This window comes from Pseudomonas sp. MD330_10 (assembly GCF_042610415.1).
In the GTDB taxonomy this organism is placed as follows: domain Bacteria; phylum Pseudomonadota; class Gammaproteobacteria; order Pseudomonadales; family Pseudomonadaceae; genus Aquipseudomonas; species Aquipseudomonas rhodesiae.
On record NZ_JBHGZU010000010.1, the window covers coordinates 1 to 26,057 of the forward strand.

Here is a 26,057-nt window from a genome sequence, read left to right on the forward strand (position 1 = left end):
GAACTGCGTCGTGTACTTGCTCATGAAAAAGCCCCAAGAGTTGGATAGGTGTCCAACTTTTGGGGCGCACTTCAGTGTCAGTCGACGCATCTGTTGCTGACCCGCCGTCATTTTCCCACAATGGACCGCCTTGCATCAGGCAAGTCGCGGTCAAGCCCAGCCCCAGAACTGTAACCACCATGCGCCTGCGACCATGCCGGCAGCCGTCAAGACACCCATCCATGCCGCCATTCGTGCCTTGCGCGGTAGGCCGCTCAGTTGCCGCCATCCCAACCAGACACACCATCCAACAGCCGCCACCAACAGGGCCCCGCGCGCCGTTTGCACCCAGGCCAACACCAGCCCTTCGTAGCGCAATAACTTCACCGTGGTCGCCGATAAGCCGAGAAACAACCCCGCACCACCGAGTGGCGTCAGTGTCAGGGCAAGGGGCCGAAACAGTGCGCGGTCGCCCGCAACACGTGCGCTGAATTTCATCAGCACCCAGCATGCGCCACCCAGCAGCAGTGAGCTGGCGCCCAGGTACAGCACGATGCACATCCCATCCAGCCAACTGAAACTGTCGTTGAGCTGCGGGTAGTGGGTCAGCAGCCACCATGGCGCGGTGTCTTGCAGCGGCCATAGCCAATCGTGTACCACCAGCCATTCGGCCAGGTGTTGTTTGAGGGCGATAAACCACGGGCTGACGGTCCATTGAAACGCACCCATGGCCAGGCCGATCACGCCGAACAGCAGCAGGCGCGCGTCCCATACCGAGGCAGTTTGATGACGGGCCTGGAGGATTTCCTCGTTGCACGAGCGGGCGATCAGTTGCACGGCGCCGCGTTGCCCACTGCAGCGCCCGCAGGCGTGGCACTCGCTGGCGCCTTGCAGGCGGCGGATGTCCAGCAGCGGCGCGCAGTTGGGCAGGGGCAGGCGCGGCGCGGTGTTGGCCTTCCAGCGTTGCTCGTCCACTGCAAAGCGCACCGGCGCCAGGCGCGCGAGCAGGGCGAAGACGCCGCTCACCGGGCACAGGTAGCGGCACCACACACGCTTGCCGCGCACGAACAAAAGGCCCACCACGACGGCCGCTACGGTGGAGCCGCCGAGGATCAGCAGCGCCGCCTGGGCGTAGTCGTACACGCTGATCAATTGCCCATACAGGGTGGTCAGGCAAAAGCCCACGGTGGGCCAGCCGCCCCAGCGCAGCCAGCGCGGAATGCCCAGGCCGCGTCCGTGCTGGCTGGCCCATTCGCTTAGAGCGCCTTCCGGGCACAGCACGCCGCACCACAGGCGCCCGAACAGCACCATCGACATCAACACGAACGGCCACCACACGCCCCAGAACATAAATTGCGCCAGCAGGGTCAGGTTGTTCACCAGGTGCGCCTGAGTGTCAGGCAGCGGCAGCAGCGCCGGCACCACCAGCAGCAGCGCGTAGACCACGACCACCGCCCATTGCAGCGCACGGATCAGCCGGGCATGGCGGCGCATGCCATCGCCCAGACGGGCCAGCCAACTCATGCCGCGTGCCGCGACCGGCGCAGGCCGTGGCTCACCCACAGCCAGTAGCCGAGCAGCGCCACCAGGGTGATCAGGCTGGGCGCGGCGCGGTAGCCGGCGAAATCGGCGAGCAGGGCGCCCACGCCATGGCTGTCGCTGAGCAGTGCGCTGCTGTCCCAGCGGCTCTCACCGAAGGCCGTGTAGACCCAATCCGGCAGGTCCATCGCCAGCAGCTGCCCGCTGATACGGTCCACGGCAGCCACCAGCAACGCGCCGCCCAGTAACAACAGCAAGGCTTCGCTGAGGGCGAAAAAGTGCGCCCACGACAGTACGCGGCGGCTGCTGCGCAACAGCAGCACCGTGAGACCGGCCAGCACCAGGCCGAGCACGCCGCCAATGGCGAACAGGCTCAGGGCCGTGTCGTGCAAACGCGCGCCGGCGCCATACAGGAACACTACGGTTTCGCTGCCCTCGCGGCTCACCGCCAGCAACGCCAGCAGCAACAAGCCCCAGCCGCCCTGGCGTGCCAGGCGATGGTCGGCGTCGCGTAACAGGCTGTGGCGAAGGGTGGGGCCGTGGCGATGCATCCAGAACACCATCTGCACCATCAGAGCGCTGGCGACCAAGGTCAGCAGGGCTTGCAGCCATTCGCCTTCGGCGCCGGTCATGGTTTCTGCGGCCCACAGCATCAACCCGGCCAGGCCCGCCGAGCACAACAGACCGAGCAGCACCCCGGCCCACAGAAAGCGTGCCAGGCGCGAGCGACCGGCCTGCTGGCTGATCCAGGCTTGCAGGATGCCGATCACCAACAGCGCTTCGACGCTTTCGCGCCACACAATGAACATCGCTTGATTCATCAACGGCTCCGGCGGTTATTGAGCGAGGAGGCTGCCTTCGGGCAGCTGTGGGTTGAACTCGTCGAAGAACGGGTATTCGCCGGGTTTGAGCGGGTGGATCACCACAAAGGTGGTGACGCCGGGCGATAACACCTTCTCCACGCGCAACGGCGTGCTTTCGAATTCGGCCGGGCCCTGGCCGGCATTGGTGAGCACGATCTTGAAGCGCTCACCGGCCTTGACCACCAGTTGCGACGGCGTGAAGTGCCCATCGCGCAAGCTCAACTCATAGGTGGGCAACGGCGCCGCGGCGGCCGCGCCGCCGAGCAGCAGGCCACCCAGCAGCAAGGCGCGGCGCATCAATAACCGCCTTTCTTGCCGATGCCGGCGTAGACGAATTCGTAGTGCACTTCGCAACGCTCGAACCACGGCGCAACCCCGGTTTCCTTGTCGGTGTGGCGACCCAACGAATGAGGGCCGGTGGGCGGCAGCACGCTGAAGGTGAGGGTGTATTTGCCGGGGCCTTGTAGCTTGACGTTATCGCCGTAGTGCGGGCCGTCATTGGCAACCATGGCGTGGAAGTCGCCGCTGATCGGCGTGTCGCTGCCTTGCTTTTTCAAGGTGAAAGATAGGTTCAGGTATGGCACGAAACTGCCTTCCTGAAAGCCTTGGGCGTTGTCCGCCGTGGCGCGCACATCGGCCTCCAAATGCACGTCGGAGTCGACGGTGGCGCGCATCATGCCGGTAGGCGCCATTTCAATCGGTTGCAGGTACACGGCGCCAATTTCCAACCCCGGGCAGTGTTGCGGTTCGCCAATCGGGTATTCCTTGGCCAGTGCGGCAGAGGTGGACAGCAGCAGGGCCAGCGGCAGCAGAGAGAGGGTTCGCATGAAGACTTCCTGACGGGTGAGGGGAGAGGGCCCGAGTCTAGGAAGGTGCGGCGCAGATAATAATGATTCTTGTCAAGTTTCGAGGATATTTCATCTTGGCCAGGCTTGATGCCGGTCAAGGTCAGCCGGCACTTCACGCGTTACGGTGAGGCTACCGCGCGTTGATAAGGAACTCGTCATGGCCAAGCCGTTTCCGTTGCACCCTAAGCACCCTGAGCGAATCTGCTGGGGCTGCGACCGTTACTGCGCCGCCACTGATTTGGCCTGTGGCAACGGTGCCGATCGCACCATGCACCCCGCCGAGATGCTCGGCGACGACTGGTACGAGCATGGTGATTGGGGCGTGACTACACAGCCACCCCCCGTGGATAAGCCATCAGCTGCCTGATCGAGGTGTGTCTTTGCGCTCTTTGGAGGGTTTAGCGGGTTTGGGTTTGGGGGCTTTTTTCGCGGGCTGTTGTTTCTGCGTGCTGTTGTCGGTTTTCTGGCTGCTGTCTGAAGGGCTGCTGGGGTAAGTACCCGGCGGCAGTGCGGAACCTGCGGCACCGCTGTTATCGCCGAATGCCGCAAAGGCAGGCCCAGCCAGCAGCGCCGTCAGGCAAGCGGTAAGTACGATCCTTCGGGACGTGGTGGTCTTCATGACGCAATCCCCTTATGTCATTGCACAAACCCCGGGCAGCCGGAGCGTGCCCGTGGTCCGGCCAGCTGTTAAGCCGCCATCGGCTTGGCCATGGTTTTTTTATACGCGGCCTTCATGGCCTCCATTTCGGCACCGAGTTCTTCCAGTTGTGCCTTGCCCAGCAGCTTGCGGGCTTGGGGGAACATTTCGGTTTCCTCTTCTTCGATGTGGTGCTCCAGCAGTTCCTTGACCACTTTGACGCGTCCGGAAAACTCAGTGCTGGACGGCTCGGTCTTCTTCAGGTCGGGCAGAACCAGGCTGTCGACGGTGCGGTGCTCTTCCTTGGCTTCGTGGTACATGATGTCCTGCTCTTTGCCACCGGCTTTGCGGAAGGCCGGGTAGAGAATCTCTTCTTCAAGCTTGGTGTGCAGGGTAATTTCCATTTCGAGCTTGGCCAGCAGCTCAGTGCGCTTTTTAACGCCGCGCTCGGTGGATTCGCTCAGTTGGGTCAGCAGTGTCTTGACGCGTTCATGGTCGGCTTTGAGCAGGTCGATGGCATTCATGGTGAAACCTCACGGATAGGGTTCGGGCACGTCGAAGTGCGCGCCTCGTCCTATGGGGTGTTGCATCCGCCGTACCAACTCTTGGTTATAAATAAATAATTTAAATATCAATAACTTATTGGATTTATGTGAATGCTGATGTCGTGCAGCTTGCATGGTTGCCTATCCACCACATTGCATTAAGCCGGCCTTGGGCAGGCTGTTTGCGACACTTGCGCAAATCCGATGGAACCCTGAGCGCAATGGGTTGACCTAAGCCTTAGACCTCAGGAGGTGAAACATGCAATTAGAATATGTCTGGATCGGGTTGGCGGTGGTTGTACTTCTATTGGAACTGTGGGCGATTAACGCCGTACTGCGCAGCACCAGTGGCTGGGAGACCAAGGGGTTGTGGCTGATCATCCTGATCTTTGTGCCGCTGCTGGGGCTGATTTCCTGGGCGATGTTCGGGCCCAAGCGCGAGATGCCGGAGCAAGGTAAACACTGAGGCATGGCTCAGACAGCAAACAGGCGCCCCTCGGGGCGCCTGTTTTGTTTACGGGCTCGCGGATCAGCCGGCGAGGGCCTTGGCAATCGCGTCATTGAACGCTGGCAGATCGTCCGGCGTGCGCGAGGTGATCAAGGTCCAGCCATTGGCCTGGCATTGCTTGACCGGCTCATCCACCCAACCGGCGGCACCGGCATTTTCCAGGTCGATTCGTACGCTCTTGTAGGAGGTGAGGGTCTTGCCTTTGATCACGCCTGCGTCGATCAAGGCCCATGGGCCGTGGCAGATCGCGGCGATAGTTTTGCCGGCATCAGCGAATTCTTTGATCAGGCGCAGCGCCGCCGCGTCCTGGCGTAGGGTGTCGGCGTTGACGGTGCCGCCGGGAATCACCAGGGCATCGAAGTCGCTGCCGACCACGTCCGACAGTTGCACATCGGATTCCACGGTCTTGTCTTTTTCGGTGTCGCCCACGAACGTCTGGGTGGTGCCGCCCTTGCTGGACGCATGGGTCACATTGGCGCCGAAACCGCGCAACGCTTCCAGCGGCTTGACCAGTTCGTCGCGTTCGATACCGGTATTGGAGGTGATGATCAGGATGTGCTTACCGTTGAGGTGGGTGCTCATGATCGAGTGTCTCCTGTGCGAAGGGTTGTTGGCGTCACGAATGCCCCCGCGTCATCTGACGCAGGGGCGCGATCGGGCGAATTACTTGGCGTACTTGCTTTGCAGCTCTTTGGCCATTTGCAGGTGTTTTTCCAGGGTCGGCAGCTTCTCGGTGGCGAAAGCTTTCAGCTCGGCGTTGTCCGAAGAGGTCGACTCTTTCTTGAACAGTTCCACGGCTTCTTCGTGGGCGTTGACCTGGTTGTTGGCATAGGCCTTGTCGAAGGACTCATCGCGCATTTCCAGGATGGCTTTCTTGGCCTTGTCCATCAGTGCGGCGTCGTCCGGCACTTCCAGATCATGCTTCTTGGCCAGGGCCATCAGTTCCTGGTTGGCTTTGGTGTGGTCATCGACCATGTGCTGGGCGAAGGTTTTCACGTCGGCCGAGCTGCTTTTTTGCAGGGCCAGTTTGCCGGCCTCGACTTCGGTGATGCCGCTCTGTGCGGCCTTATCTACGAAGTCGTTGGAGGTGGCCGCGAAGGCTGCGGACATCGAACCGGCAACCAGTGCGAAAGTCAGGCCCATTTGTTTCATCAGCTTGGTAGTCATGGTGTCTCTCCTTGTGAATGACGTGATGTCGCTACCTGGGTGTTGAGCCGGCACTGGGGCAAAAGGTTTAAATTTTTTTGTGCTTTTTTCGCCAGCGGTGGCCGCGGCAAATTCCTTGAACTATCGAAAAGCCCAAGGCTCTGCTGAATGAGCCCGCCGTGTGATGGCGGCGCGTCAATTACTAGGAGAATGCCCCGTGACCGAGCACAAGAGCGCCGATAAAACCCCCACCCCCGTCAGCTCCGAAGAGGCGCAAAAAGGCACCGACAATCCTGTCAAAGGCCAGACCCTGGAGCGCCCGAACCCCAACACCGAAACCGTTGACAAGGTGCTCACTCCCACCTCGATCAAAGACACCGAGCGCCAGACCGATGCGATCAACGAACAAGCCGCCAAGGCCGAGCGCAAATTGAGCCACTGAGCGGAGCATTCAAGCCATGGCTGACGACGCCGGCCGCGCGGCTGCTGTTTGGGCCGCACCCTTGTACATCGGTTGCGCAGGCTGGAGCCTGCCGCGCGAACACTGGCCGGCATTCGACGCAGAGGGCACGCATTTGCAGCGCTATGCCTCGCGCTTCAATGCGGTGGAAATCAACAGTTCGTTTTACCGCGCTCACTTGCCCGCGACCTACGCGCGCTGGGCACAGTCGGTACCGTCGACTTTTCGGTTCTCAGTGAAAATGCCCAAGCTCATCACCCATGAGTTGCGACTGGCGCACTGCGAAACCGCGCTGGATGAGTTTCTAGCGCAGTGTCAGCGATTGGGCGACTCCCTAGGCTGCCTGCTGGTGCAATTGCCTCCGTCATTAGCGTACGAGCCAGTGACCGCTGCGGTGTTTTTCCGCGCCTTGCGCCAACGCTATCTGGGCGCCGTGGTGCTGGAACCGCGGCATGTCAGTTGGCTTGAGGCTGAAGGGTTGTTGCAGGATTTGCATATCGGCCGGGTCGCCGCCGACCCTTCCGCAATTGAGGGCGGCCACCTGCCCGCCGGCTGGCACGGCGTGCGCTATTGGCGCCTGCACGGCTCCCCGCGCATTTACCACAGCGCCTATGGCCCCGAACGGGTGCAGGCGTATGCCCGGCAGTTGCTGCAGTCCGTCGAGCAAGGCATCCCCACCTGGTGCATCTTCGACAACACCGCCAGCGGCCGGGCGCTGGACGACGCGCTGTACCTGCTGGAGCAGCAGCTGGCGGGGTTTAGCACGCTCTAACGGGTGAATGGCTTGGGTTCATTGCCAATCGATCTATACACCTGTCAGATCTGACAGTAGCCGCTTTGTATCCGATGGATATAGTCAAAGGCGTACACATGCCCAGCCGGGAGAGCGGCCATGACTAAATCCGAATTGAAGAAGTTCCTCCAAATCAAGATCGACCAAAAAGCCAACATCATCCTCAACGAGCGGGTGCGCTATGACGACGCGGCCTTCGGCGAGCTGAAAATCTATGCCTGTCTGCGGCGGATCCTGAACAAAACTGCGACCCTTGAAGACCTCGGTGTGCTGCATGCCGTGAACAACTTGCTGCATGCCACCGGTGTGCTGGCGCCCAATGAAACGCTCGGCTCCAAGGTCACCAAGTGAGGATATTCAAATGAGTGACATCGAACAGCGAGTGAAGAAAATCGTCGCCGAACAGCTAGGTGTTGCTGAAGCCGACATCAAGAACGAGAGTTCTTTCGTGGACGATTTGGGCGCCGATTCCTTGGATACGGTGGAACTGGTGATGGCCCTGGAAGACGAGTTCGAGATTGAAATTCCGGACGAGGAGGCCGAAAAAATCACCCACGTCCAATTGGCCATTGATTACGCGACGGCGCACGCAAAGTCATAGGGCAAACACACGCTGCGGTGGCTAAACATCCACCCGCAGCACTTCCAGCCCCAACTGTTCATACGCCGCGATATCCGGCGCATGCCACTCGGTGATCAGGCTGTGGATTCGGCTGCACGGCGCCACCACGAAGGGCTCCACGGCGCCGAGTTTGTCGGCCATGGTCACCGCCACCACCTGGGAGGCGCTGTCGAGCAACGCTTGCTTGACCGCCACTTCATCGAAATGCAGCGACGTCATGCCCACCTGTGGGTGCAGCGCGCAGACCCCGGTAAACAGCAGATCGGCCTTGATGCTTTGGATCAAGCGCACGGTGTCGTGGCCGTGGGTGGAGAGGGTGGCCGGGTTGAGTTGGCCGCCGGCGAGGATCACCTTGACGTCCGGGTGGTCCGCCAGGGCGATGGCAATCATCGGCGATGCCGTCACCACCGTAAGGCGGAGCGACAGCGGCAGTGAGCGGGCGATCTGCAGCGTGGTGGAGCCGGAATCGAACATCACGATCTGCCCGTCCTCGACGCGTTCGGCGGCCAGTTGGGCCAGGTGCCGCTTGACCGCATCGGTCTCACCGACCCGGGTAAAAAAATCCTTACCGGTGTCTTTAGGCCGGGGCAGGGCGCCACCGTGTACACGCTGCAATAGGCCGGCGGCGGCCAGTTCGCCGAGGTCGCGGCGGATGGTGTCCGGGGACACCGCAAAGTGTTCGACCAGTTCGGCTGCGGTGACTTTGCCGTCGCGCTCCAGCAGCAACAGGATCTTTTGTTTGCGTAACGAGGGGAGGTCGATGGCGGTGTGGGTGTTTTGCATGTTTGTGCGCTTTTTTGCGGGTTTATGCGAGATTAATCGCCAGCCCTGTTGAACGCAATACTTGACTTTCACCCTCTCGTTTGACCGCCCCGAAGCCGCTGTGTGGAATCGGGGCGGTTTAGCGGCGGCGCCCATTCAAGGCGCGACCCGCCGCACAAAAAATCGTAAAAAAATAAAAAGAGTTGTCCACGAAAACCGTGGGTATCTCTGTGGATAACTTTGCCGGGCCCCGGCGGGGTTGGTGATTTCGCCCAAGATCAATATTTGATCAACTTAAGGTTTGGCCCAGCATGGCCAGGGTTTGCGCTTGACAGGCCCGCTCGAAACCAGTGCCGAAAAGCGTTTTACGAGTCGCCGTCGCGGCTTGTGGAGTGTGTGATGGCTTGCGTCTGAACCTTAGATTGCATCAGTTGATCGAGTGCCTGGCGATACGTGCGACCGGCCAGGCTCATGCTGTTGTTGTGGCTGGCACCGGGCACCAGCAACAAGCGTTTGGGCTCTTGGGCAGCGGCAAACAATTGCTGGCTGAAACGCGGCGGAACGTAGCGGTCGTCCAGGCCATGCACCACCAGCAGCGGCATGCGGATATCGGCGATCTTATCGATGGAATCGAATTTCTGCGACAGCAGCCAGCGCACCGGCAACGAGGTGTTAGCCACCGCTGTGGCCACATCGGCAAGGGAAGTAAAGGTGGATTCGATCACCAGGCCACGCACCGGCACCGGCGATTGCTGACCCAGTTCCGCCGCCAGGTCGATGGCCACCGCGCCGCCGAGGGAATGCCCGTAGATCAGGCGTTTTTGTGGGTCGGGTTGCAGCACCTGAAAGCGCTCCCAGGCGATGCGCGCGTCTTCGTATACCGTGGTTTCCGACGGCAAGTCGCCGTGACTTTTGCCGAAGCCCCGGTAGTCGATGGCCAGCACCGAAAAGCCCAGGGCATGCAGTTGCTCGATGCGAAACAGTTGCCCGGTCAGGTTCCAGCGCACGCCATGCAGGTAGAGGATCGCCGGCGCATCCTTGCTGGCCGCCGGGTACCACCATGCATGGATGTTCTGCCCGGCTTTGAAGCTGGCCGGCTTGAGTTCGAATTCCTGCACCGCCTTGGGCAGGCCGCTGTACCAACTGGCGGTGCCCGGCTCGATGCGAAACACCAGCTCGCGCTCTTTGTGCTGCAAGATGCTGCATCCCACCGGCAGACCCACGATCAACAACGCCATGCACAGCAGGGGAAACCAGCGCAGGCCCAGGCGAGACAGCAAACGAGACGACATGAACGTTCCAGGTCAAAAGGTGAAGCAGGGTTTTTACCAGAAGCCCCGCGCCGGCAGGAATTATTTCGACCACCGTTGTGTGGCTTGACGCTGTCGCTCTCTGCGCGACATGCTCCTGCTCCTTTGAGCAAAGGCCCGACCATGGACAGCAGCCCCGTACGCATCACCGCCGAAGAGACCCTTTCGGACAACTGGTACAACCTCAAGAAATACAGCTTCGACCTGCGCCGCCGCGACGGTAGCTGGCAGGCCCAGACCCGTGAGGTGTACGACCGTGGCAATGGCGCCACCATCCTGTTGTACAACCGCGCGCAACGCACGGTGTTGCTGATTCGCCAGTTCCGCATGCCCACGTTCGTCAACGACTACCACGGCTACCTGATCGAAGCGGCGGCCGGTCTGCTCGACAACGCCAGCCCCGAAGAACGCATTCGCCTGGAAGCCGAAGAAGAGACCGGTTATCGCGTCGGGCACGTCGAGAAAATCTACGCGGCATTCATGAGCCCCGGCTCGGTGACCGAGCGAATTCACTTCTTTATCGGCCAATACCAGCCGGCCGATCAGGTTGGCAGCGGCGGTGGCCTGGAAGAAGAGGGCGAAGACATCGAAGTGCTGGAGCTGGGTTTCGAACAAGCCTTGGCGATGGTGCAAAGTGGCGAGATCGTGGATGGCAAGACCATCATGCTGTTGCAGCATCTGGAACTGCGGATGTTGAAAGAAGGCTGGTAAGCCCGTCCCATCCACACAGCACGTACATGCAATTTTCCTTGGCGGGTCCACGGCACACTTCCCTCATCGCTGATAGTGGGAAGCAGAGGGCACGCCATGGATCCAGCCGCCAAGACAGGGGCCGACGAAGTCGTCACCCTGGTGGTCAAACACCGCATCAAATCCGGCCTTGAGGCCGACTACGAAGCCTGGCTGCGGCGCATCGTGCGCATTGCCGGCGAACGGCCCGGGCACCTGGGCGTCGACGTGGTGCGCGGCAAGCAGGACGGCCTGGCGCTGTTTACCTGCGTGCTGCGCTACCGCTCCACCGACGACCTGCAACACTGGCTCGAATCGCCCCAACGCAAGGCCCTGATCGACGAAGCCGCGCCGATGCTCGCCGATGGCGACCAGACCGAAATCGGCGCCGTCAACGAATTCTGGTTCACCCCCCTGGCCGACGGCAGCGCGCCGCCGCCGCGCTGGAAGCAGGCGGTGGTGTCGCTGTGCGTGATCCTGCCGCTGACCCTGCTGGTGCCGATTATCTGGGGCCCGCTGCTGCGCCTGCATCCCTTGCTCTCTAACTACGTGGTGTCCACGTTCCTGGTCACCGTGACCATCGTGGTGCTGGTGGTCTACGTGATGATGCCGGCCGCCACGCGCCTGTTCGCTCCCTGGCTTGAAGCCTCTGTAAAGGAAACCCTATGAACGCCGATCTGATCCTGTTCAATGGCCAGTTCCACACCGTGGACCGTGAAAACCCGCGTGCGACCGCCGTCGCCATCCACCAGGGCCGCTTCGTTGCCGTTGGCACCGACGCTGAAGCGATGGCCCTGCGTGGCAGCGCGACCCAGGTCATCGACCTCAAGGGCCGCACGGTTATCCCGGGTCTCAACGACTCGCACCTGCACCTGATTCGTGGCGGCCTGAACTACAACCTCGAACTGCGCTGGGAAGGCGTGCCGTCCTTGGCCGATGCCTTGCGCATGCTCAAGGACCAGGCCGACCGCACCCCGACACCGCAGTGGGTGCGTGTGGTCGGTGGCTGGAACGAATTCCAGTTCGCCGAAAAGCGCATGCCGACCCTGGAGGAACTCAACCAGGCCGCGCCGGATACCCCGGTGTTCGTGCTGCACCTGTACGACCGCGCCTTGCTTAACCGCGCGGCTCTGCGCGTGGCCGGCTACACCAAGGACACGCCGAACCCGCCGGGTGGCGAGATCGTGCGCGACAGCAATGGCAACCCCACCGGCATGCTGGTGGCGCGGCCCAATGCGATGATCCTGTATTCGACCCTGGCCAAAGGCCCGAAACTGCCGTTGGAATACCAGGTCAATTCGACTCGCCAGTTCATGCGCGAACTCAATCGCCTGGGCCTGACCAGCGCCATCGATGCCGGCGGCGGTTTCCAGAACTATCCCGATGACTACGCAGTGATCGAGCAACTGGCCAAGGACCAACAGTTGACGGTGCGCATCGCCTACAACCTGTTCACCCAAAAGCCCAAGGAAGAACTCAGCGACTTCAAGAACTGGACCGGCAGCGTCACCCTGCACCAGGGCGACGACTACCTGCGCCACAACGGCGCCGGTGAAATGCTGGTGTTCTCCGCCGCCGACTTCGAAGACTTCCTCGAACCGCGCCCCGACCTGCCGCTGACCATGGAACAGGAACTGGAACCGGTGGTGCGTCACCTGGTGGAGCAGCGCTGGCCGTTCCGCTTGCATGCCACCTACGACGAATCGATCTCGCGCATGCTCGACGTGTTCGAGAAGGTCAATCGGGATATTCCCTTCAACGGCCTGCCGTGGTTCTTCGACCACGCCGAAACTATCACCCCGAAAAACATCGAGCGCGTACGCGCCCTGGGCGGTGGTATTGCGATCCAGGACCGCATGGCGTTCCAAGGCGAATATTTCGTCGAGCGCTACGGTGCCAAAGCCGCCGAAGCCACGCCGCCGATCAAACGCATGCTGGCCGAAGGCGTGCCGGTCGGCGCCGGCACCGACGCCACCCGCGTTTCGAGCTACAACCCCTGGACCTCGTTGTACTGGATGGTCAGCGGCCGCACTGTCGGCGGTCTGGAACTGCATGCCGAGGGCCTGCCGCGCCTTACCGCGCTGGAATTGTTCACCCATGGCAGCGCCTGGTTCTCTTCGGAGCAGGGCAAGAAGGGCCAGATCAAAGTCGGCCAATTGGCGGACGTCGCCGCGCTGTCGGCGGATTTTTTCAGCGTCGATGAAGAGGCCATCAAGTGGATCGAATCGGTGCTGACCGTGGTCGGCGGCAAAGTGGTGTACGGCGCCGGCGACTTCGAAGACTACGCACCGCCGCGCGTGCCGGTGCTGCCGGACTGGTCGCCGGTGGTCAAGGTGCCAGGGCACTGGCGCCCCAGCTCACCGTTGCAGGCCCAGGTTCACCAATGCAGCGGCCCGTGCGGCGTGCATGCCCACAGCCATGAAAAAGCGCGCCTTTCCAGCGTGCCGGTCAGCGACTTCCAGGGTTTCTGGGGCGCGTTCGGCTGCTCGTGCTTTGCCTTTTAATCCCAACCCAAGGAGTTAACCCCATGACGTACAAGCGCTTGAACAAAGATGACGCAGTGGTGCTGTTGGTGGATCACCAGACCGGCCTGATTTCCCTGGTACAGGATTTCTCCCCCAACGAGTTCAAGAACAACGTGCTGGCCCTGGCCGATGTCGCCAAATTCTTCAACTTGCCGACCATCCTCACCACCAGCTTCGAAAGCGGCCCTAACGGCCCGTTGGTGCCGGAGCTCAAGGCCATGTTCCCGGACGCGCCGTACATCGCCCGGCCTGGCCAGATCAACGCCTGGGATAACGAAGACTTTGTCAAAGCGGTCAAGGCCACCGGCCGCAAGCAGATCATCATTGCCGGTGTGGTGACGGACGTGTGCGTAGCGTTCCCTACCCTGTGCGCTCTGGCCGAAGGCTTTGAGGTGTTCGTGGTCACCGACGCGTCCGGCACCTTCAACGAAACCGTGCAACAAGCCGCGTGGGCACGCATGACCGCCGCCGGCGCGCAACTGGTCAACTGGTTCGCCGTGGCCTGCGAGCTGCAAGTGGACTGGCGCAACGACATGGAAGGCCTGGCCAACCTGCTGTCGCCGCGTATCCCCAACTACCGCAACCTGATGAACAGCTACTCGGCGTTCACCGCCAAGTAACCGGTTCTCACGCCTGTAGGTCATCGATGTGGGAGGGGGCTTGCCCCCTCCCACATTTGATTTGTGGTGTTGCGATCATCCGGTTATAAAGCCCTGCAAATGTCCACCGAGAAGCGACAATGAACCCCTTCGAAGACATGCGCCTGTTCTGCCAGGTCATGGAGTCCGGCAGTTTCACCGCTGCCGCCGAACAGCTGGGCCTGTCCAAGCAGTTCGTTAGCCGCCGCTTGATCCAACTGGAAGACCGCCTGGGCGTGCGCTTGCTCAATCGCTCCACGCGTCGGTTGGATGTCACGCCCCTGGGGCAGAGTTATTACGAATCCGCGTTGCGTCTGCTCGGTGAAGTCGAGCAGGTGGAGCAGGGCATTGCCGGGCAGAACAGCGAGCCGCGCGGCACCATCCGCCTCAGTGCACCGCTGTCGTTTGCCATCGCCCACCTGGGCTGTCTGCTGCCGTTATTTCTGCAACGCTATCCGCAGGTGACGGTGGAGGTCGACCTCAGCGACCGCCCCGTGGACTTGATCGGCGAGGGCTACGACCTGGTGCTGCGTATCGGCACCCTGGAAGATTCCACGTTGATCGCGCGCCGCATCGCCAGCATCGCGCGGGTCTACTGCGCCAGCCCCGACTACCTGGCGTTGCGCGGCACGCCGCAGAAACCCGAGGACCTGACCGACCACGACTGCCTGCCGTACGGCCACGGCCGCCAGGTGCAATGGCGCTTCAAGGGCAAGGTGCAGGCGCTGAACGTCAGCGGGCGCATGCGCGTGAACAACGGCGACTTGCTGCGCGACACCGCGATTGCCGGGCTGGGCGTTACCTACCTGCCCACCTTTATCGTCGGCGATGCCCTGCAGGACGGGCGCCTGGTCACGGTGCTCGATGAGTTCGCCCCCGAGGCGCTGACTTTGTCGGCGGTGTATCCCCAGCACCGCCAAAGCTCACGGCCAGTGCAGGCGCTGGTGGAGTTTTTGCGCGAGCGCCTGGCTAGCGGCTGTTGAACAACTGACGGATCAGGTTCGGTGTGCTGCCGGTCCAGCGTTTGAAGGCGCGGCGAAAGTTGGCTGCGTCGTTGAAGTTCAGGTAGGCCGCCACCTCATCGTTGCTATAACCCTTGACCTGATACAGGTGCAACGCCACCTGCTTGCGCACGCGGTCGACCTGTTCCTGGAAACCGGTGTCGTGTTTGTGCAGTTTGCGCTTGAGGGTCGCCGGGCTCATGGCGAACGCCTGCGCCGCCTGTTCCAGGTTGGGCGGCTGGCGCACCTGATCGCGCAGGTAATCGTAGAGGCAGTCGAGAAAACTGTCGGCAAAGCCGAGCTGGTCGATCTGTGCATGGGCCTGTTGACGCGCGACTTGAGCGGCAGTGGCCGAGGCGCCGGGCCAGGCATGTGTCAGGTATTGGCGGGGGATGCACAGCATGTCCAAAGGGCGCGCGAAGCGCGTATTTTCACCAAGGTTTACCCAGTACTGCTCGACATAACGCGGCTCGGCATGGCTGAAGCTGCACGCCCAGGGCAGGCGCTCGCCGCTGAGCCATTGGCTCATGGCAACCAGCGAAGTCATGCTGGCTTCGAGCAGGAAGCGCCAGTGCTCGCCGGCCCCGCAACTGTCCTGCCAATACAGGTAGGCGTGGTGCTCGTCCAACTCCAGATGCAGCGCCACCAGCGGGCTGAGCAACACCTGCAATTGGATCAGCACCTCCAGCGCCTGGTGCAGGTTTTGCGCATGGCCCAGGGCATGGCTGGCGGCGCCGTAGTAGCCGGGCAATAGGCGTTGGCCGAACAGAAAGCTGCTGTCGTCGGCGTCGAGCAACTTGCGGCTGTTACCGATCAAACCCAGAAACTGCTGCGGGCTCAGGCGCGCGTTGCCGGCCAGGATGTCCTCGTGGAAAAGCCCGGTGCCGCGCAGCAAGCGATGGCTGTCGATGCCCCGCGACAGTGCCAGGTCGATCAGCGTGGCGGGTTGATAGTGCCCAGGGATAAAGCGGCAGTCGCTTTCATACCAGCGGGTGTTGATGGCCATGTCAGGCACTTTTCGCCAGGGGCTGCTTGGCCTTGGCCAACGCCAGGTTGAGGCGTTTGAGCAGGTCGTGGGGCGGTTCGTCCAGAGCCATCACCACCGCTGTGGAGGCCGCCAATTGCAGGCGCTCGCCTTGTTGCCGGGTCTTGTGGGCCAGGCCACGCACCGCTTGCTGCAATTCCAGCGCGATGTCTTTGGCCTGGCGCTCGCCGGTGTTGGGCAGCAGCACCACAAAGCGGTCGCCGGCCAGGCGGCACAGCAAGTCCTGGCGGCGCAGGTTGAGCAACAGCAACTGGCTGAGGGCTTGCAGCACCGCATCGCCTTCGGCATGCCCATAGGCCTGGTTGATGGCGGCGAAGTTGTCCAGATCCAGGGCCAGCAGCGACAGCGGTTGGGCCTGCTCGCGGCTGTCCTGGAGGCTCTCGGCCAATTGCCGCTTGAGGTAGTCGGCACCGCCCAGGGGCGTGAGCTTGTCGAACAAGCGATGTTCGCGAAACACCCGCTCGCGTTTCTCCATTTGCGCGCTGATCGCCAGTTGCTCGCGGTGCCAGTGGTAGATGCCGAGGGTCAGCAGGATCATGCCCACCGGCATCGGGCCGGACTCCAGCCAGTGGTCCCAGGTGATGCTGTCGGGCAAGCGGATAAATTCATCCAGGCTGTCGATCCACCAGGAAAAAAAGATGCACGCCAGGCCCAGCACCAGATAGTTGGTCACGCGCCCGGCGGGGCGGCTCTTGAGCACCAGCCCCAGCCACACCAGCGCCAGCAGTGCCGAACCGCCTTCGCCGACGATATCCAGCCACTCCCATTCGCTGACGCTTTTGAGCTCGCCACAGGCCAAGTGCAGGATCAGCCCCAGATTGGCGGCAATCAGCAGCAGGGCGAGTTTCCAGCGGTGGGGTTTGAGCACGGAGAACATGGCCGCGAGTCCTTGGGCAAAGAAGCGAAGGGCGCCAGCACAGCAGATGGATGTGACGGTTGGATGACAGCGGGGACAGGTCGAATCAGCTCACCTCAAACACGCCGCGCCACAAAAAGTGGGCTTGTTGTGGTGAGCGGGCTTGCCCCGCGCTGGGCTGCGAAGCGGCCCCAAACCCAGGCGCCTCGGTGTATCAGCTAAAACCACATCGCGTGGATTGGGGGCCGCTTCGCAGCCCAGCGCAGGCAAGCCTGCTCACCACAACAACCTCATTTTCTCCTGCTATGTAGATACCTATGCCCTTCATGGCGGTGGGATAGCTGGCATATCTGTTGGCTGCTAAACAGCCATCGGGGGCAAGCCCCCTCCCACAGGGGAGATTTGCAGGTCATATCAGCTCATTTCATCTCAGCATATGGCTGAAAGCCGCGGTTTACAGGGCTTTACGCCGATCGCTGTCACAGAACCGTCATCCCCCACCCCTAGCGTGCCCTCCCAGTTGCCGGGCCTTTTGCCTGGCGTCGAACGGATTCTTGGGGAGGATTGCATGTACAAGCGCACCGGGCTCGTCAGCTTCACGCTTACCGCCTTGGCCCTGGCGATAGCCAGCGAGCGGCTCTATGCGGCCGACGCGGCCACCACCGAGCATGTCGACGTGGTCGGCCAGGCCGCCGCGATCAGCCAGGCGCTCAAGGAGCAGCGCAGCGCCGACAGCATCAAGAGCGTGGTGCATGCCGACGGCGTGGCGCAGTTGCCGGATGAGAACGTCGCCGAAGCGGCGCAACGTCTGCCGGGCATCAGTGTGGAACGCGACCAGGGCGAAGGGCGTTTCGTCAGCGTGCGCGGCCTGGGCCCGGACCTCAATAGCGTGACCATCAACGGCACCCTGGTGCCCGCCCCGGAAAGCGCACGCCGCGCCGTGGCCCTGGACGTGTTGCCGTCGGAGCTGGTGCAGTCACTGTCGGTGATCAAGACCCTCACCCCGGACATGGACGCCAACTCCCTGGGCGGCACCGTCGATGTGCAAAGCCTGTCGGCCTTCGATCACAAAGGCCTGTTCTACACCGGCAGCAGCGAAGCCAGCTACGACAAGAACACTCGCCAGACCAGCCCCAAATTCTCCGGGGCCGCCAGTAACCGCTTCAGCCTCGGCGATGGTATCGACAACTTCGGCGTGGCCGCGGCGCTGAGCTGGCAGAAGCGCGACTTCGGCTCGGACAACGTCGAGACCGGCGGCGCCTGGGACTTCACCGACGGTGCCAGGCTCAACGAGTTCGAACAGCGCGACTACGACATCAGCCGCGAACGCGCCGGCGGTGGCCTGAACTTCGACTACAAACCCGATGACCTGAGCAGCTACTACCTGCGCACCCTGTACAGCCGCTACACGGACACCGAGACCCGCAACTCCACCAGCCTGGAATTCGCCGACCCGCAGGCACCCGGCCAGTTGGGCGAGGCCGAGGGCAAGCGCAAGCTTAAGAACCGCGAAGAGACCCAGGAGATTCAGTCCTACGTGTTCGGCGGCGAACGCATGCTCGGCCTGTGGACCCTCAGTGGCCAGGCCGGTTACAGCCAGTCCAGCGAAGACAGCCCCGCGCATATTGCCGGCGCCACCTTCGACGGCGGTGACTTCGCCAACAGCGGTTTCTATGACAAAGACAAACCGCGCCCGATCATCGGCAGCGCCTTCTACGACCCGGCCAACTTCACCCTCGACAAAGTCGACTGGGAAAAACAGAACACCAAAGACACCGAGAAAAACCTGCGCCTGGACCTGGCCCGCGACTACGACCTGAGCGGCTATGCGTCCCAGGTCAAATTCGGCGGCAAGGTCAGCCGGCGCAACAAGGACAACGACCTGGAAGCCTGGGTCTACAAGGATTTCGACAGCCTGGGCTTCACCGACCAGCAGCTCAGCCTGACGCAATTTCAAAAAGGCAACGTCGACTATCGCCTGGGCAACTACGGCCCTGGCATCAGCGCCAGCGGCATCAAGCAGTTGATCGGCGGCCTCAACCGTGCGGACTTCTATGACGAGACCGAATCCCGGGTCAACGACTTCACTATGCGTGAAGACATCAACGCCGGTTACCTGATGAACACGATCGATATCGACGACTGGCGCTTTATCGCCGGCCTGCGTTACGAAGGCACCGAGTTCGAAGCCAAGGGCACCGGCGCCACCGACGGTCAGTTCACCGCCACCGACACCCGGCGCCGCTACCATCATTGGCTGCCGGGCCTGCACGCGCGCTATCAGATCGACAAGAACACCCAGGTGCGTGCGGCCTGGACCAAATCCGTGGTGCGCCCGACCTTCGGCCAACTGGCGCCGGGTTTTGTGATTGACGATGACGAGGCCACCTTCGGCAACCCGGACCTCAAGCCGTTGGAATCAAGCAACCTGGACCTGGGCATCGAGCATTTCATGGGGCGTGCCGGTACCGTCTCGGCGTTTGTGTTCTACAAGGACATCCAGAACTTCGTCTACAACACCGACCTGGCCGGCAGCGGGGCCTGGACCAACTTCGCCGAGGCCCACACCTACGCCAATGGCGACAGCGCCAAGCTGTATGGCCTGGAGCTGGCTTACTCGCAGAAATTCGATTGGCTGCCGGCGCCGTGGAACGGCCTGCTGGTGGGCGCCAACAGCACATTCAGCCGCTCCAGCGCGGACATCGAAGGCTTCGACGCTGCCAGTGGCACTCACCGCAAGCGCAACATCAGCCTGCCCAGCCAGTCGGATACCGTCGGCAACCTGATGCTTGGTTGGGAAGACGATAAGCTCAGCCTGCGCCTGTCGGCCAACTACAAATCGGCTTACCTGTATGAGTTGGCGTCGATCAACGACAAGGCCCATGACCTGCATGTGGACGCGCAGACTTTCGTCGACTTCAGCGCGCGCTATTCACTGAGCAAGAACCTGCAAGTCAGCTTCGAGGCCCAGAACCTTACCGATGAGTCGTACTTCGTCTACACCGGCCACCGCAGCTACAACGGCCAGTACGAAGAGTACGGCCCCACCTACAAAGTGGGCCTGACCTTCACGCATTTCTAACTCACTCAATTCCAATGTGGGAGGGGGCTTGCCCCCGATGAGGGCCTGGCAATTGACGCATCAGTAGCTGACCCACTGAAGCCCCCAAGCCCACAGCGTTCTGCATTTTTCCGAAGGATCTGTTCGTTCATGAGAATTTCCAAGCTGTATCTGCTGATCGCCCTGGCCACCAGCGGCCACGTCTTCGCCGCTGATCTGGCCCTGACGCCCTGGGGCCCCAGCCTGAGGGCCGAAGCCGTGGCCATCCTGCCCGACGGTCAGACGCGCCTCACCGCCAGCCCGCGTGACGGTCTGCAATTGCTCGACAGCAAGGGCGCCGAACTGGCGCGTTTCAACGGTCACTTCAGCAGCCTCGATACACGCGCCACTGGCCCCCACGCAGTGGTCGCCAGCCTCGACAACGACCGCCAGCAGGCACTGCTGATCAACCTCGATACCGCCGCTAAAACCTGGGGCCAGCCGCTGTACCTGCCGCCCCGCGACTTTCCGGTAAACGGTCTGTGCCTGTACCGCGACGCGGCGGCCAACCTGTTTGTGTTCCTGGTCGGGGAGGAGGGCAAGGGCGAGCAATGGCTGGTAGGCAATGGCTCGACGCTGCTCGCTGAAGCCAGCCGTGTGCGTGGGGTGCCGTTGCCGCCGTCGGCGCAGTTCTGCCAGGTGGACGACGCCACGCAGCAACTGGTGGTGAACGAAGAAAACGTCGGGTGGTGGGCCTACCCGGCGCATCCCGAAGCCGCGGTGAAACGCACGCCGGTGGCGCTGTTCGATGATCCCAAGCGTGAAGCCGGTGCCATGGCACTGGTACCGGGGGGGATGGTCGCCCTGGACCCGAAAACCGCGCAGTTGCACCTGTTTCAGTCCTCCGGCGCGCGCTGGGTAGAGCAACCGAGCCTGGGTCTGCCCGGCCTCAAGGAGCCGGAGCAACTGGCAATCAACGGTCGGCAATTGCTGGTACGCGACGACGACAACGGCCAACTGTACCAAGGCACCCTCGACTGGCAGGCCAAACCCGTGCCGGTCGCGCCGGTGCTGCCGGAGGTCGCCGCGCTGCGCCAGAGCGAGCCGGTGGGGCGTCAGGGCGACGCGGCGGATGACCCGGCGATCTGGGTTCACCCCGAGCACCCTGGGCAGAGCCGCGTGCTCGGCACCAACAAAAAACAGGGCCTGCTGGTCTACGACCTCGACGGCAAGCTGCTGCAAGAGCTGGCGGTGGGGCGTTTGAACAACGTCGACGTGCGCCCGGGTTTCAAGCTTGGCCAGCAGACGGTGGACCTGGCCGTGGCAAGCAATCGCGATCGCAACAGCCTGAGCCTGTTCAGCATCGACCGGCAGACCGGCGAGTTGCGCGAGGCTGGTGAAGTGCCGACGCCGCTCAAGGAGATCTACGGCATGTGCCTGTTCCAGCCCGCCGGCGGCGACATTTATGCGATCGCCAACGGCAAGGACGGCACCTTCCTGCAATACCGCCTCAGCGCCCCGGACGGGCGCGTGCAGGGTGAGCTGGTGCGCCAGTTCAAGGTCGACAGCCAGCCTGAAGGCTGCGTCGCCGACGACCAGCGCCAGCGCCTGTTTATCGGCGAAGAAGACGTGGGCGTGTGGGCGGTGGATGCCCGTGCCGATCAACCGGCGACCCTGACCAGCGTGATCAAGGTCGGCGAACAATTGCACGCGGACGTCGAGGGCCTGGCGCTGTACCAGAGTGCACAGCATGACTACCTGGTGATCTCCAGCCAGGGCAATGACAGCTACCTGGTGCTGGATGCCGAGCCGCCGTTCGCCAGTCGCGGGGCTTTCCGGGTCGGGCTGAACGCCGCTGCCGGTATCGACGGTGCATCGGAAACCGATGGCCTGGAAGTTACCGCCGTCAACCTCGGCGGGCCGTGGAACCAAGGCCTGCTGGTGGTGCAGGACGGGCGCAAACGCATGCCTGAGCAAACCCAGAACTTCAAGTTCGTGCCCTGGGCCGATGTGACCCGCACGTTGAAGTTGCCTTGAGCTGTCATGACTTTTTAATCACTGCACGTTAAACGGATAGAGGACATTCACCATGCACGCGACGATGGAACATATGACGATCTGGGGCTTGATCAGCGACGCCAGCCTGTTGGTCAAGGCGGTGATGGTCACTTTGCTGCTGGCCTCGTTGTGCAGCTGGTACCTGATTATTCAGCGCGGCACGGTGCTGCGGCGTCTGGAGCGGCAGTTGAACGGCTTTGTGCAACGCTTTCGTGCGGCGCCGGATTTGCACGGGCTGTACCGCGACACCCTGCAGGCGGGCGAGGGTGGAGTGGCGCCAATCTTCATCGCCGGGGTCCAGGAATACCAGCACCTGCATAGCCATGATCCGGCGGTGCTCGAAGGGGTGGAGCGGGCCTTGCAGGTGGCGATCACCGCGCAGGAAATCGAGCTGGAAAAAGGTTTGCAGTTCCTTGCCACCGTGGGTTCGGTGAGCCCGTATATCGGTTTGTTCGGCACCGTGTGGGGCATCATGAATTCGTTCCTCGGCTTGTCCCAGGTGCAACAGGCCACATTGTCCACGGTGGCGCCGGGCATCGCTGAAGCGTTGATCGCCACGGCCATCGGCCTGTTTGCGGCGATACCGGCGGTGATTGCGTATAACCGCTTTTCGGCGCGCAGCCAGACCTTGCTCACCCGCTATTACGCCTTTGGCAACGAGCTGCAAGTGCGGTTGCATCGCACCCTGCGCGGTACGCCGATCAACCTGGCCGCGGCCGCCTGAGCAGGAGTACTCCCATGTTAGTCAGGCCACAACGCAAGCACGGGCCCAAGGCCGAAATGAACGTGGTGCCGTATATCGACGTGATGCTGGTGCTGCTGGTGATCTTTATGGTCACCGCGCCGATGCTGACCCAGGGCGTGAAGATCGAACTGCCCAAGGTTGCCGCCGAGGCGCTGGCCACCGACACCCGCCAGCAAATCCTCACCTTGTCGGTGCAGGCCGACGGCGGTTACTACTGGAACCTCGGCGAGGAACTGGACACCCAGCACCAGACCGACAGCGCGGTGAGCCTGGAAGAAATGGGCGCCAAGGTCGCGCAGGTGGTGGCGGCGCGCAGTGACACCCAGGTGTATATCCGCGCCGATGACAATGCCGGGTATGGCCGCGTGGTGGCTGCCATGGCGGTGTTGCAAAAGGGCGGTGTCAGCAACCTGGGGCTGGTGACCGAGGCCCCGCAATGACGGCGATGATCATGCACAGTCCCACCTTGCCGATGGCCTCCGCGGCGCCTTCGGGCTTTTGGCGCAACAGCCTGGCCGCCGGTTTGGCGGTGGCCTTGCATGTGATTGTGCTGGCGCTGTTGATGCTGGGCTGGGCGCCACAACCGCCCACGCCGGAGGCCCCGAGCGTGATGCACACCCAACTGGTGATGCTGCCCCCGGCGCCGGTCCCAGTACCGGCCCCCGAACCGGTTGCGGTGACGCCGCCAGCGCCGGAACCGGTGGTACTGCCAACGCCGGTCAAACCCGCAGTCGATCCTCGTGTGCAAGCACAAAAGCTCGAAAAAGCCGCCCTGGCGCGCAAGCGTGTCGAAGAAAAGAAAGCAGAGCAGCAACAACAGCAGCGCCTGGCCAGCGAACAGCGCGAGCGTGAACAGGAACAGCAACGCCAGGCCCAACAACGCCAGGCCGCCGAAACAGCCCGCGCCGCCGTACCTGCTTCGGCTCCGGCGTTCGACAGCCGCCAATACATGCCATTGAGCAAGGAAGCCCCGGAATACCCCGAACGGGCCCTGGACAAAAACATCGAGGGCGACTGTTCGGTGGAATACACCGTCAACCCCCAGGGCCGCGTGGAAAACCCCAAAGTACTGGACGGCTGCCACCCGTTGTTTATCCGCCCATCGTTGGCGGCGGCCAACACCTTCCGCTACCAGCCGAGGATCGTTGATGGCAAGGCCGTGGCCGTGCCGGCGGTGCGCAATACCTTTCACTACCGCATCAAATGACCGACCGGGCCTTGCGCCAGTCCTAAGACCAGCAGTAACCCAAGGTGGGAGGGGGCTTGCCCCCGATGGCGGTGGGTCAGCAACCCAGGTATCGACTGAGCAGGCCCCATCGGGGGGCAAGCCCCCTCCACAGGTTTGACGTCGTTGAGTTGAGCACACTGGTCCCCGGCTCGGTCGCCCGGTTTTACATCCATCCAAAGGCCAGCGGTAACCAGGGTGGGAGGGGGCTTGCCCCCGATAGCAGTGGGTCAGCAACACAGGTATCGACTGAGCAGGCCCCATCGGGGGCAAGCCCCTCCCACAGGTTTGACGGCGTTGACTTGAGCACAGTGGGCCCCGGCTCGGTAGCCAGGTTTTACACCCATCCAAAGGCCAGCGGTAACCAGAGTGGGAGAGGGCTTGCCCCCGATGGCGGTGGGTCAGCAACCCAGGTATCGACTGAGCAGGCCCCATCGGGGGTAAGCCCCCTCCCACAGGTTTGACGGCGTTGACTTGAGCACAGTGGCCCCCGGCTCGGTCGTCAGGTTTTACACCCATCCAAAGACCAGCGGTAACCAGGGTGGGAGGGGGCTTGCCCCCGATAGCGGTGGGTCAGCAACACAGGTATCGACTGAGCAGGCCCCATCGGGGGCAAGCCCCCTCCCACAGGTTTGACAGGCGTTGACTTGAGCACAGTGGTCCCCGGCTCGGTCGCCCGGTTTTACATCCATCCAAAGGCCAGCGGTAACCAAGGTGGGAGGGGGCTTGCCCCCGATAGCAGAGGGTCAGCAGCGCAGGTATCGACTGAGCAGGCCCCATCGGGAGCAAGCCCCCTCCCACAGGTTTGACAGGCGTTGACTTGAGCACAGTGGTCCCCGGCTCGGTCGCCAGGTTTTACACCCATCCAAAGGCCAGCGGTAACCAGGGTGGGAGGGGGCTTGCCCCCGACAACAGTGGGTCAGCAACACAGGTATCGACTGAGCAGGCCCCATCGGGGGCAAGCCCCTCCCACAGGTTTGACGGCGTTGACTTGAGCACAGTGGCCCCCGGCTCGGTCGCCCGGTTTTACATCCATCCAAAGACCAGCGGTAACCAAGGTGGGAGGGGGCTTGCCCCCGATAGCAGTGGGTCAGCAGCGCAGGTATCGACTGAGCAGGCCCCATCGGGGGCAAGCCCCCTCCCACAGGTTTGACGGCGTTCCTGTCACGAAAATATGCCTAGGCGATTTGCTCTTCAGTACGCAGTTGCGCGCTCATCTCGTCGCAGCTGTGTGCCCAGTCCTGCAGCCACTGCGGCATCGGTGGCGAAGCTTCTTCCAGCCCCAGTTCCCGAACAAACTCACTCGGCGGCAAGGTGCCTTTGGCCGAGCGGAATAGCCCACGCATTACCACCACCCCAACCACGCGGCCGCGACTGACGAAACGATGTTCCATCAGGCTCCACTTATGGTCCCAGCCGAGCATGCGGGTGTGCACTTCGAACGCTTCGAACAGTTTCAATTCGCGACGGAATTTGCCCCAGGTATCGCCCACGATCGGCAATGCCTTATGCCGCAGGGCGACGCGAAAGGCGCCGGTGCGTAGCACGAAGTCCATGCGCGCTACGTCCGCCAGGGTGAAATAACGACCATTGGTGACATGCCGGTTGATGTCCAGGTCCAGAGGCCAGACGCGCATCCGCACCACCGTGGTGGCCAGGCCATGGGCAGGTGTGCGCCACGGGCGACGGCACAACATATACAGCAAGCGAAACCACAGATTCATCAGTCCATCCGAGCCTTGATCAAAAGCGGCACTTTAATAAGCAGACGAGGGCTGGGGTAGGTCCGCAAATGACTGATTTCAGGCAAATCGTGCAATTGGGTGAATTGAGCGCAACTCCAGACGAAAAAAAACCGGCTGATCAGGCCGGTTTGGGGTGCCTCGCAAACAGCGAGGGGGTTAAGCGTGGTTGTCCAGCAAACGATCCGCACCGCCTTCGGCCAGAGCACGTTCCTGCAAACGATCCGCACCGCCTTCAGCCAGAGCGCGTTCCTGCAAACGATCCGCACCGCCTTCGGCCAGAGCACGTTCCTGCAAACGATCCGCACCGCCTTCAGCCAGAGCGCGTTCCTGCAAACGATCCGCACCGCCTTCGGCCAGAGCACGTTCCTGCAAACGATCCGCACCGCCTTCAGCCAGAGCGCGTTCCTGCAAACGATCCGCACCGCCTTCGGCCAGAGC

29 protein-coding genes and 1 pseudogene are annotated in these 26,057 nt (G+C 62.3%); 17 read left to right on the plus strand and 13 right to left on the minus strand.

Features of this window, described 5'->3' with window-relative positions:
* Positions 1-150 precede the first annotated feature (150 nt).
* From ACFZPT_RS16815 to ACFZPT_RS16830, 4 genes are read right to left on the minus strand one after another with little or no spacing between them, the layout of a single operon-like run.
* Positions 151-1,503 (minus strand): 4Fe-4S binding protein, encoded by a 1,353-nt coding sequence (locus ACFZPT_RS16815; RefSeq protein ID WP_034114034.1) that lies wholly within the window; start codon positions 1,501-1,503, stop codon positions 151-153.
* Positions 1,500-2,339, minus strand: a complete 840-nt coding sequence (locus ACFZPT_RS16820) for an FTR1 family protein (RefSeq protein ID WP_034098421.1) — start codon at positions 2,337-2,339, stop codon at positions 1,500-1,502. Before ACFZPT_RS16820 ends, ACFZPT_RS16815 begins: the two co-directional genes overlap by 4 nt.
* Before the next feature lie 15 nt (positions 2,340-2,354).
* Positions 2,355-2,678, minus strand: coding sequence for a cupredoxin domain-containing protein (locus ACFZPT_RS16825; protein ID WP_034098419.1), 324 nt, complete (start codon positions 2,676-2,678; stop codon positions 2,355-2,357).
* Positions 2,678-3,208, minus strand: coding sequence for an iron transporter (locus ACFZPT_RS16830; protein ID WP_034114031.1), 531 nt, complete (start codon positions 3,206-3,208; stop codon positions 2,678-2,680). Before ACFZPT_RS16830 ends, ACFZPT_RS16825 begins: the two co-directional genes overlap by 1 nt.
* Positions 3,209-3,386: 178 nt before the next feature.
* Here ACFZPT_RS16830 and ACFZPT_RS16835 point away from each other — a divergent pair, with 178 nt between their 5' ends.
* A complete protein-coding gene (locus ACFZPT_RS16835; protein WP_034114030.1) occupies positions 3,387-3,596 on the plus strand; it encodes a DUF3079 domain-containing protein in 210 nt (69 codons plus the stop codon).
* Here the strand turns inward: ACFZPT_RS16835 and ACFZPT_RS16840 are convergent.
* A complete protein-coding gene (locus ACFZPT_RS16840) occupies positions 3,585-3,848 on the minus strand; it encodes a hypothetical protein (RefSeq protein ID WP_080758746.1) in 264 nt (87 codons plus the stop codon). The two genes, ACFZPT_RS16835 and ACFZPT_RS16840, sit on opposite strands and share 12 nt — an antisense overlap.
* A 68-nt stretch (positions 3,849-3,916) precedes the next feature.
* Entirely contained in the window at positions 3,917-4,390 is a 474-nt protein-coding gene (locus tag ACFZPT_RS16845; protein WP_034098414.1) for a hemerythrin domain-containing protein, read from the minus strand.
* A 280-nt stretch (positions 4,391-4,670) separates the two neighbouring features.
* Here ACFZPT_RS16845 and ACFZPT_RS16850 point away from each other — a divergent pair, with 280 nt between their 5' ends.
* Positions 4,671-4,877 (plus strand): PLD nuclease N-terminal domain-containing protein, encoded by a 207-nt coding sequence (locus ACFZPT_RS16850; protein WP_034114028.1) that lies wholly within the window; start codon positions 4,671-4,673, stop codon positions 4,875-4,877.
* A 63-nt stretch (positions 4,878-4,940) separates the two neighbouring features.
* Here the strand turns inward: ACFZPT_RS16850 and ACFZPT_RS16855 are convergent, their stop codons facing one another.
* Complete coding sequence (locus tag ACFZPT_RS16855) at positions 4,941-5,501, minus strand: type 1 glutamine amidotransferase domain-containing protein (RefSeq protein WP_034114026.1); 561 nt, start codon at positions 5,499-5,501, stop codon at positions 4,941-4,943.
* Positions 5,502-5,582: 81 nt separating this feature from the next.
* On the minus strand, positions 5,583-6,086 hold the full coding sequence (locus tag ACFZPT_RS16860) for a DUF4142 domain-containing protein (protein WP_034098409.1): 504 nt from the start codon (positions 6,084-6,086) through the stop codon (positions 5,583-5,585).
* Positions 6,087-6,282: 196 nt separating this feature from the next.
* On the opposite strand from ACFZPT_RS16860, the gene ACFZPT_RS16865 reads away from it, so the two are divergent.
* The 4 genes from ACFZPT_RS16865 (at position 6,283) to acpP (ending at position 7,919) form a co-directional block, all read left to right on the plus strand.
* Entirely contained in the window at positions 6,283-6,507 is a 225-nt protein-coding gene (locus ACFZPT_RS16865) for a hypothetical protein (protein WP_034098408.1), read from the plus strand.
* 16 nt (positions 6,508-6,523) lie between these two features.
* The gene (locus ACFZPT_RS16870) at positions 6,524-7,297 is read left to right on the plus strand and encodes a DUF72 domain-containing protein (RefSeq protein ID WP_052229573.1); all 774 of its coding nucleotides are present in this window, start codon (positions 6,524-6,526) and stop codon (positions 7,295-7,297) included.
* Between the two features lie 120 nt (positions 7,298-7,417).
* The gene (locus ACFZPT_RS16875) at positions 7,418-7,669 is read left to right on the plus strand and encodes a hypothetical protein (RefSeq protein ID WP_034098407.1); all 252 of its coding nucleotides are present in this window, start codon (positions 7,418-7,420) and stop codon (positions 7,667-7,669) included.
* Between the two features lie 10 nt (positions 7,670-7,679).
* The gene (acpP, locus tag ACFZPT_RS16880; RefSeq protein WP_034114024.1) at positions 7,680-7,919 is read left to right on the plus strand and encodes an acyl carrier protein; all 240 of its coding nucleotides are present in this window, start codon (positions 7,680-7,682) and stop codon (positions 7,917-7,919) included.
* Between the two features lie 21 nt (positions 7,920-7,940).
* On the opposite strand, the gene ACFZPT_RS16885 is transcribed toward acpP, so the two are convergent.
* The gene (locus ACFZPT_RS16885) at positions 7,941-8,723 is read right to left on the minus strand and encodes a DeoR/GlpR family DNA-binding transcription regulator (RefSeq protein WP_034114022.1); all 783 of its coding nucleotides are present in this window, start codon (positions 8,721-8,723) and stop codon (positions 7,941-7,943) included.
* A gap of 344 nt (positions 8,724-9,067) precedes the next feature.
* Positions 9,068-9,994: an alpha/beta hydrolase gene (locus ACFZPT_RS16890; protein ID WP_034114021.1), complete on the minus strand. Its 927-nt coding sequence runs from the start codon at positions 9,992-9,994 to the stop codon at positions 9,068-9,070.
* A gap of 141 nt (positions 9,995-10,135) precedes the next feature.
* Between ACFZPT_RS16890 and ACFZPT_RS16895 the strand changes: the two genes are divergently transcribed.
* From ACFZPT_RS16895 to ACFZPT_RS16915, 5 genes are all read left to right on the plus strand, one after another.
* A complete protein-coding gene (locus ACFZPT_RS16895; protein WP_034098401.1) occupies positions 10,136-10,723 on the plus strand; it encodes an NUDIX domain-containing protein in 588 nt (195 codons plus the stop codon).
* A gap of 96 nt (positions 10,724-10,819) precedes the next feature.
* A complete protein-coding gene (locus ACFZPT_RS16900; RefSeq protein WP_034098399.1) occupies positions 10,820-11,410 on the plus strand; it encodes an antibiotic biosynthesis monooxygenase in 591 nt (196 codons plus the stop codon).
* Positions 11,407-13,245, plus strand: coding sequence for an amidohydrolase (locus tag ACFZPT_RS16905; RefSeq protein WP_034138441.1), 1,839 nt, complete (start codon positions 11,407-11,409; stop codon positions 13,243-13,245). The genes ACFZPT_RS16900 and ACFZPT_RS16905 overlap by 4 nt, the downstream gene beginning before the upstream one ends.
* A gap of 23 nt (positions 13,246-13,268) precedes the next feature.
* Positions 13,269-13,886: an isochorismate family cysteine hydrolase YcaC gene (ycaC, locus tag ACFZPT_RS16910; RefSeq protein ID WP_034098396.1), complete on the plus strand. Its 618-nt coding sequence runs from the start codon at positions 13,269-13,271 to the stop codon at positions 13,884-13,886.
* Positions 13,887-14,005: 119 nt separating this feature from the next.
* Positions 14,006-14,887, plus strand: a complete 882-nt coding sequence (locus ACFZPT_RS16915; RefSeq protein WP_034098394.1) for a LysR family transcriptional regulator — start codon at positions 14,006-14,008, stop codon at positions 14,885-14,887.
* Here the strand turns inward: ACFZPT_RS16915 and ACFZPT_RS16920 are convergent.
* Both ACFZPT_RS16920 and ACFZPT_RS16925 read right to left on the minus strand, forming a co-directional pair.
* Positions 14,874-15,911: an AraC family transcriptional regulator gene (locus ACFZPT_RS16920; RefSeq protein WP_034114019.1), complete on the minus strand. Its 1,038-nt coding sequence runs from the start codon at positions 15,909-15,911 to the stop codon at positions 14,874-14,876. The two genes, ACFZPT_RS16915 and ACFZPT_RS16920, sit on opposite strands and share 14 nt — an antisense overlap.
* 1 nt (position 15,912) lies before the next feature.
* On the minus strand, positions 15,913-16,827 hold the full coding sequence (locus tag ACFZPT_RS16925) for a GGDEF domain-containing protein (protein ID WP_034098390.1): 915 nt from the start codon (positions 16,825-16,827) through the stop codon (positions 15,913-15,915).
* A gap of 547 nt (positions 16,828-17,374) precedes the next feature.
* On the opposite strand from ACFZPT_RS16925, the gene ACFZPT_RS16930 reads away from it, so the two are divergent.
* From ACFZPT_RS16930 to ACFZPT_RS16950, 5 genes are all read left to right on the plus strand, one after another.
* Positions 17,375-19,888: a TonB-dependent receptor gene (locus ACFZPT_RS16930; RefSeq protein WP_034114017.1), complete on the plus strand. Its 2,514-nt coding sequence runs from the start codon at positions 17,375-17,377 to the stop codon at positions 19,886-19,888.
* A gap of 129 nt (positions 19,889-20,017) precedes the next feature.
* Complete coding sequence (locus tag ACFZPT_RS16935; RefSeq protein ID WP_034114015.1) at positions 20,018-21,883, plus strand: phytase; 1,866 nt, start codon at positions 20,018-20,020, stop codon at positions 21,881-21,883.
* Positions 21,884-21,935: 52 nt separating this feature from the next.
* Positions 21,936-22,628 (plus strand): protein TolQ, encoded by a 693-nt coding sequence (gene tolQ, locus ACFZPT_RS16940; RefSeq protein WP_034098384.1) that lies wholly within the window; start codon positions 21,936-21,938, stop codon positions 22,626-22,628.
* A 14-nt stretch (positions 22,629-22,642) separates the two neighbouring features.
* Entirely contained in the window at positions 22,643-23,089 is a 447-nt protein-coding gene (gene tolR, locus ACFZPT_RS16945) for a protein TolR (protein WP_034114013.1), read from the plus strand.
* Positions 23,086-23,856, plus strand: a complete 771-nt coding sequence (locus tag ACFZPT_RS16950) for an energy transducer TonB (RefSeq protein WP_034114012.1) — start codon at positions 23,086-23,088, stop codon at positions 23,854-23,856. The genes tolR and ACFZPT_RS16950 overlap by 4 nt, the downstream gene beginning before the upstream one ends.
* A 1,196-nt stretch (positions 23,857-25,052) precedes the next feature.
* Here ACFZPT_RS16950 and ACFZPT_RS16955 read toward each other — a convergent pair.
* Positions 25,053-25,598, minus strand: coding sequence for an acyl-CoA thioesterase (locus tag ACFZPT_RS16955; protein WP_034098377.1), 546 nt, complete (start codon positions 25,596-25,598; stop codon positions 25,053-25,055).
* Between the two features lie 183 nt (positions 25,599-25,781).
* On the opposite strand from ACFZPT_RS16955, the pseudogene ACFZPT_RS16960 reads away from it, so the two are divergent.
* Positions 25,782-26,057 (plus strand): annotated as a pseudogene (locus ACFZPT_RS16960) (hypothetical protein); the annotation flags it as partial.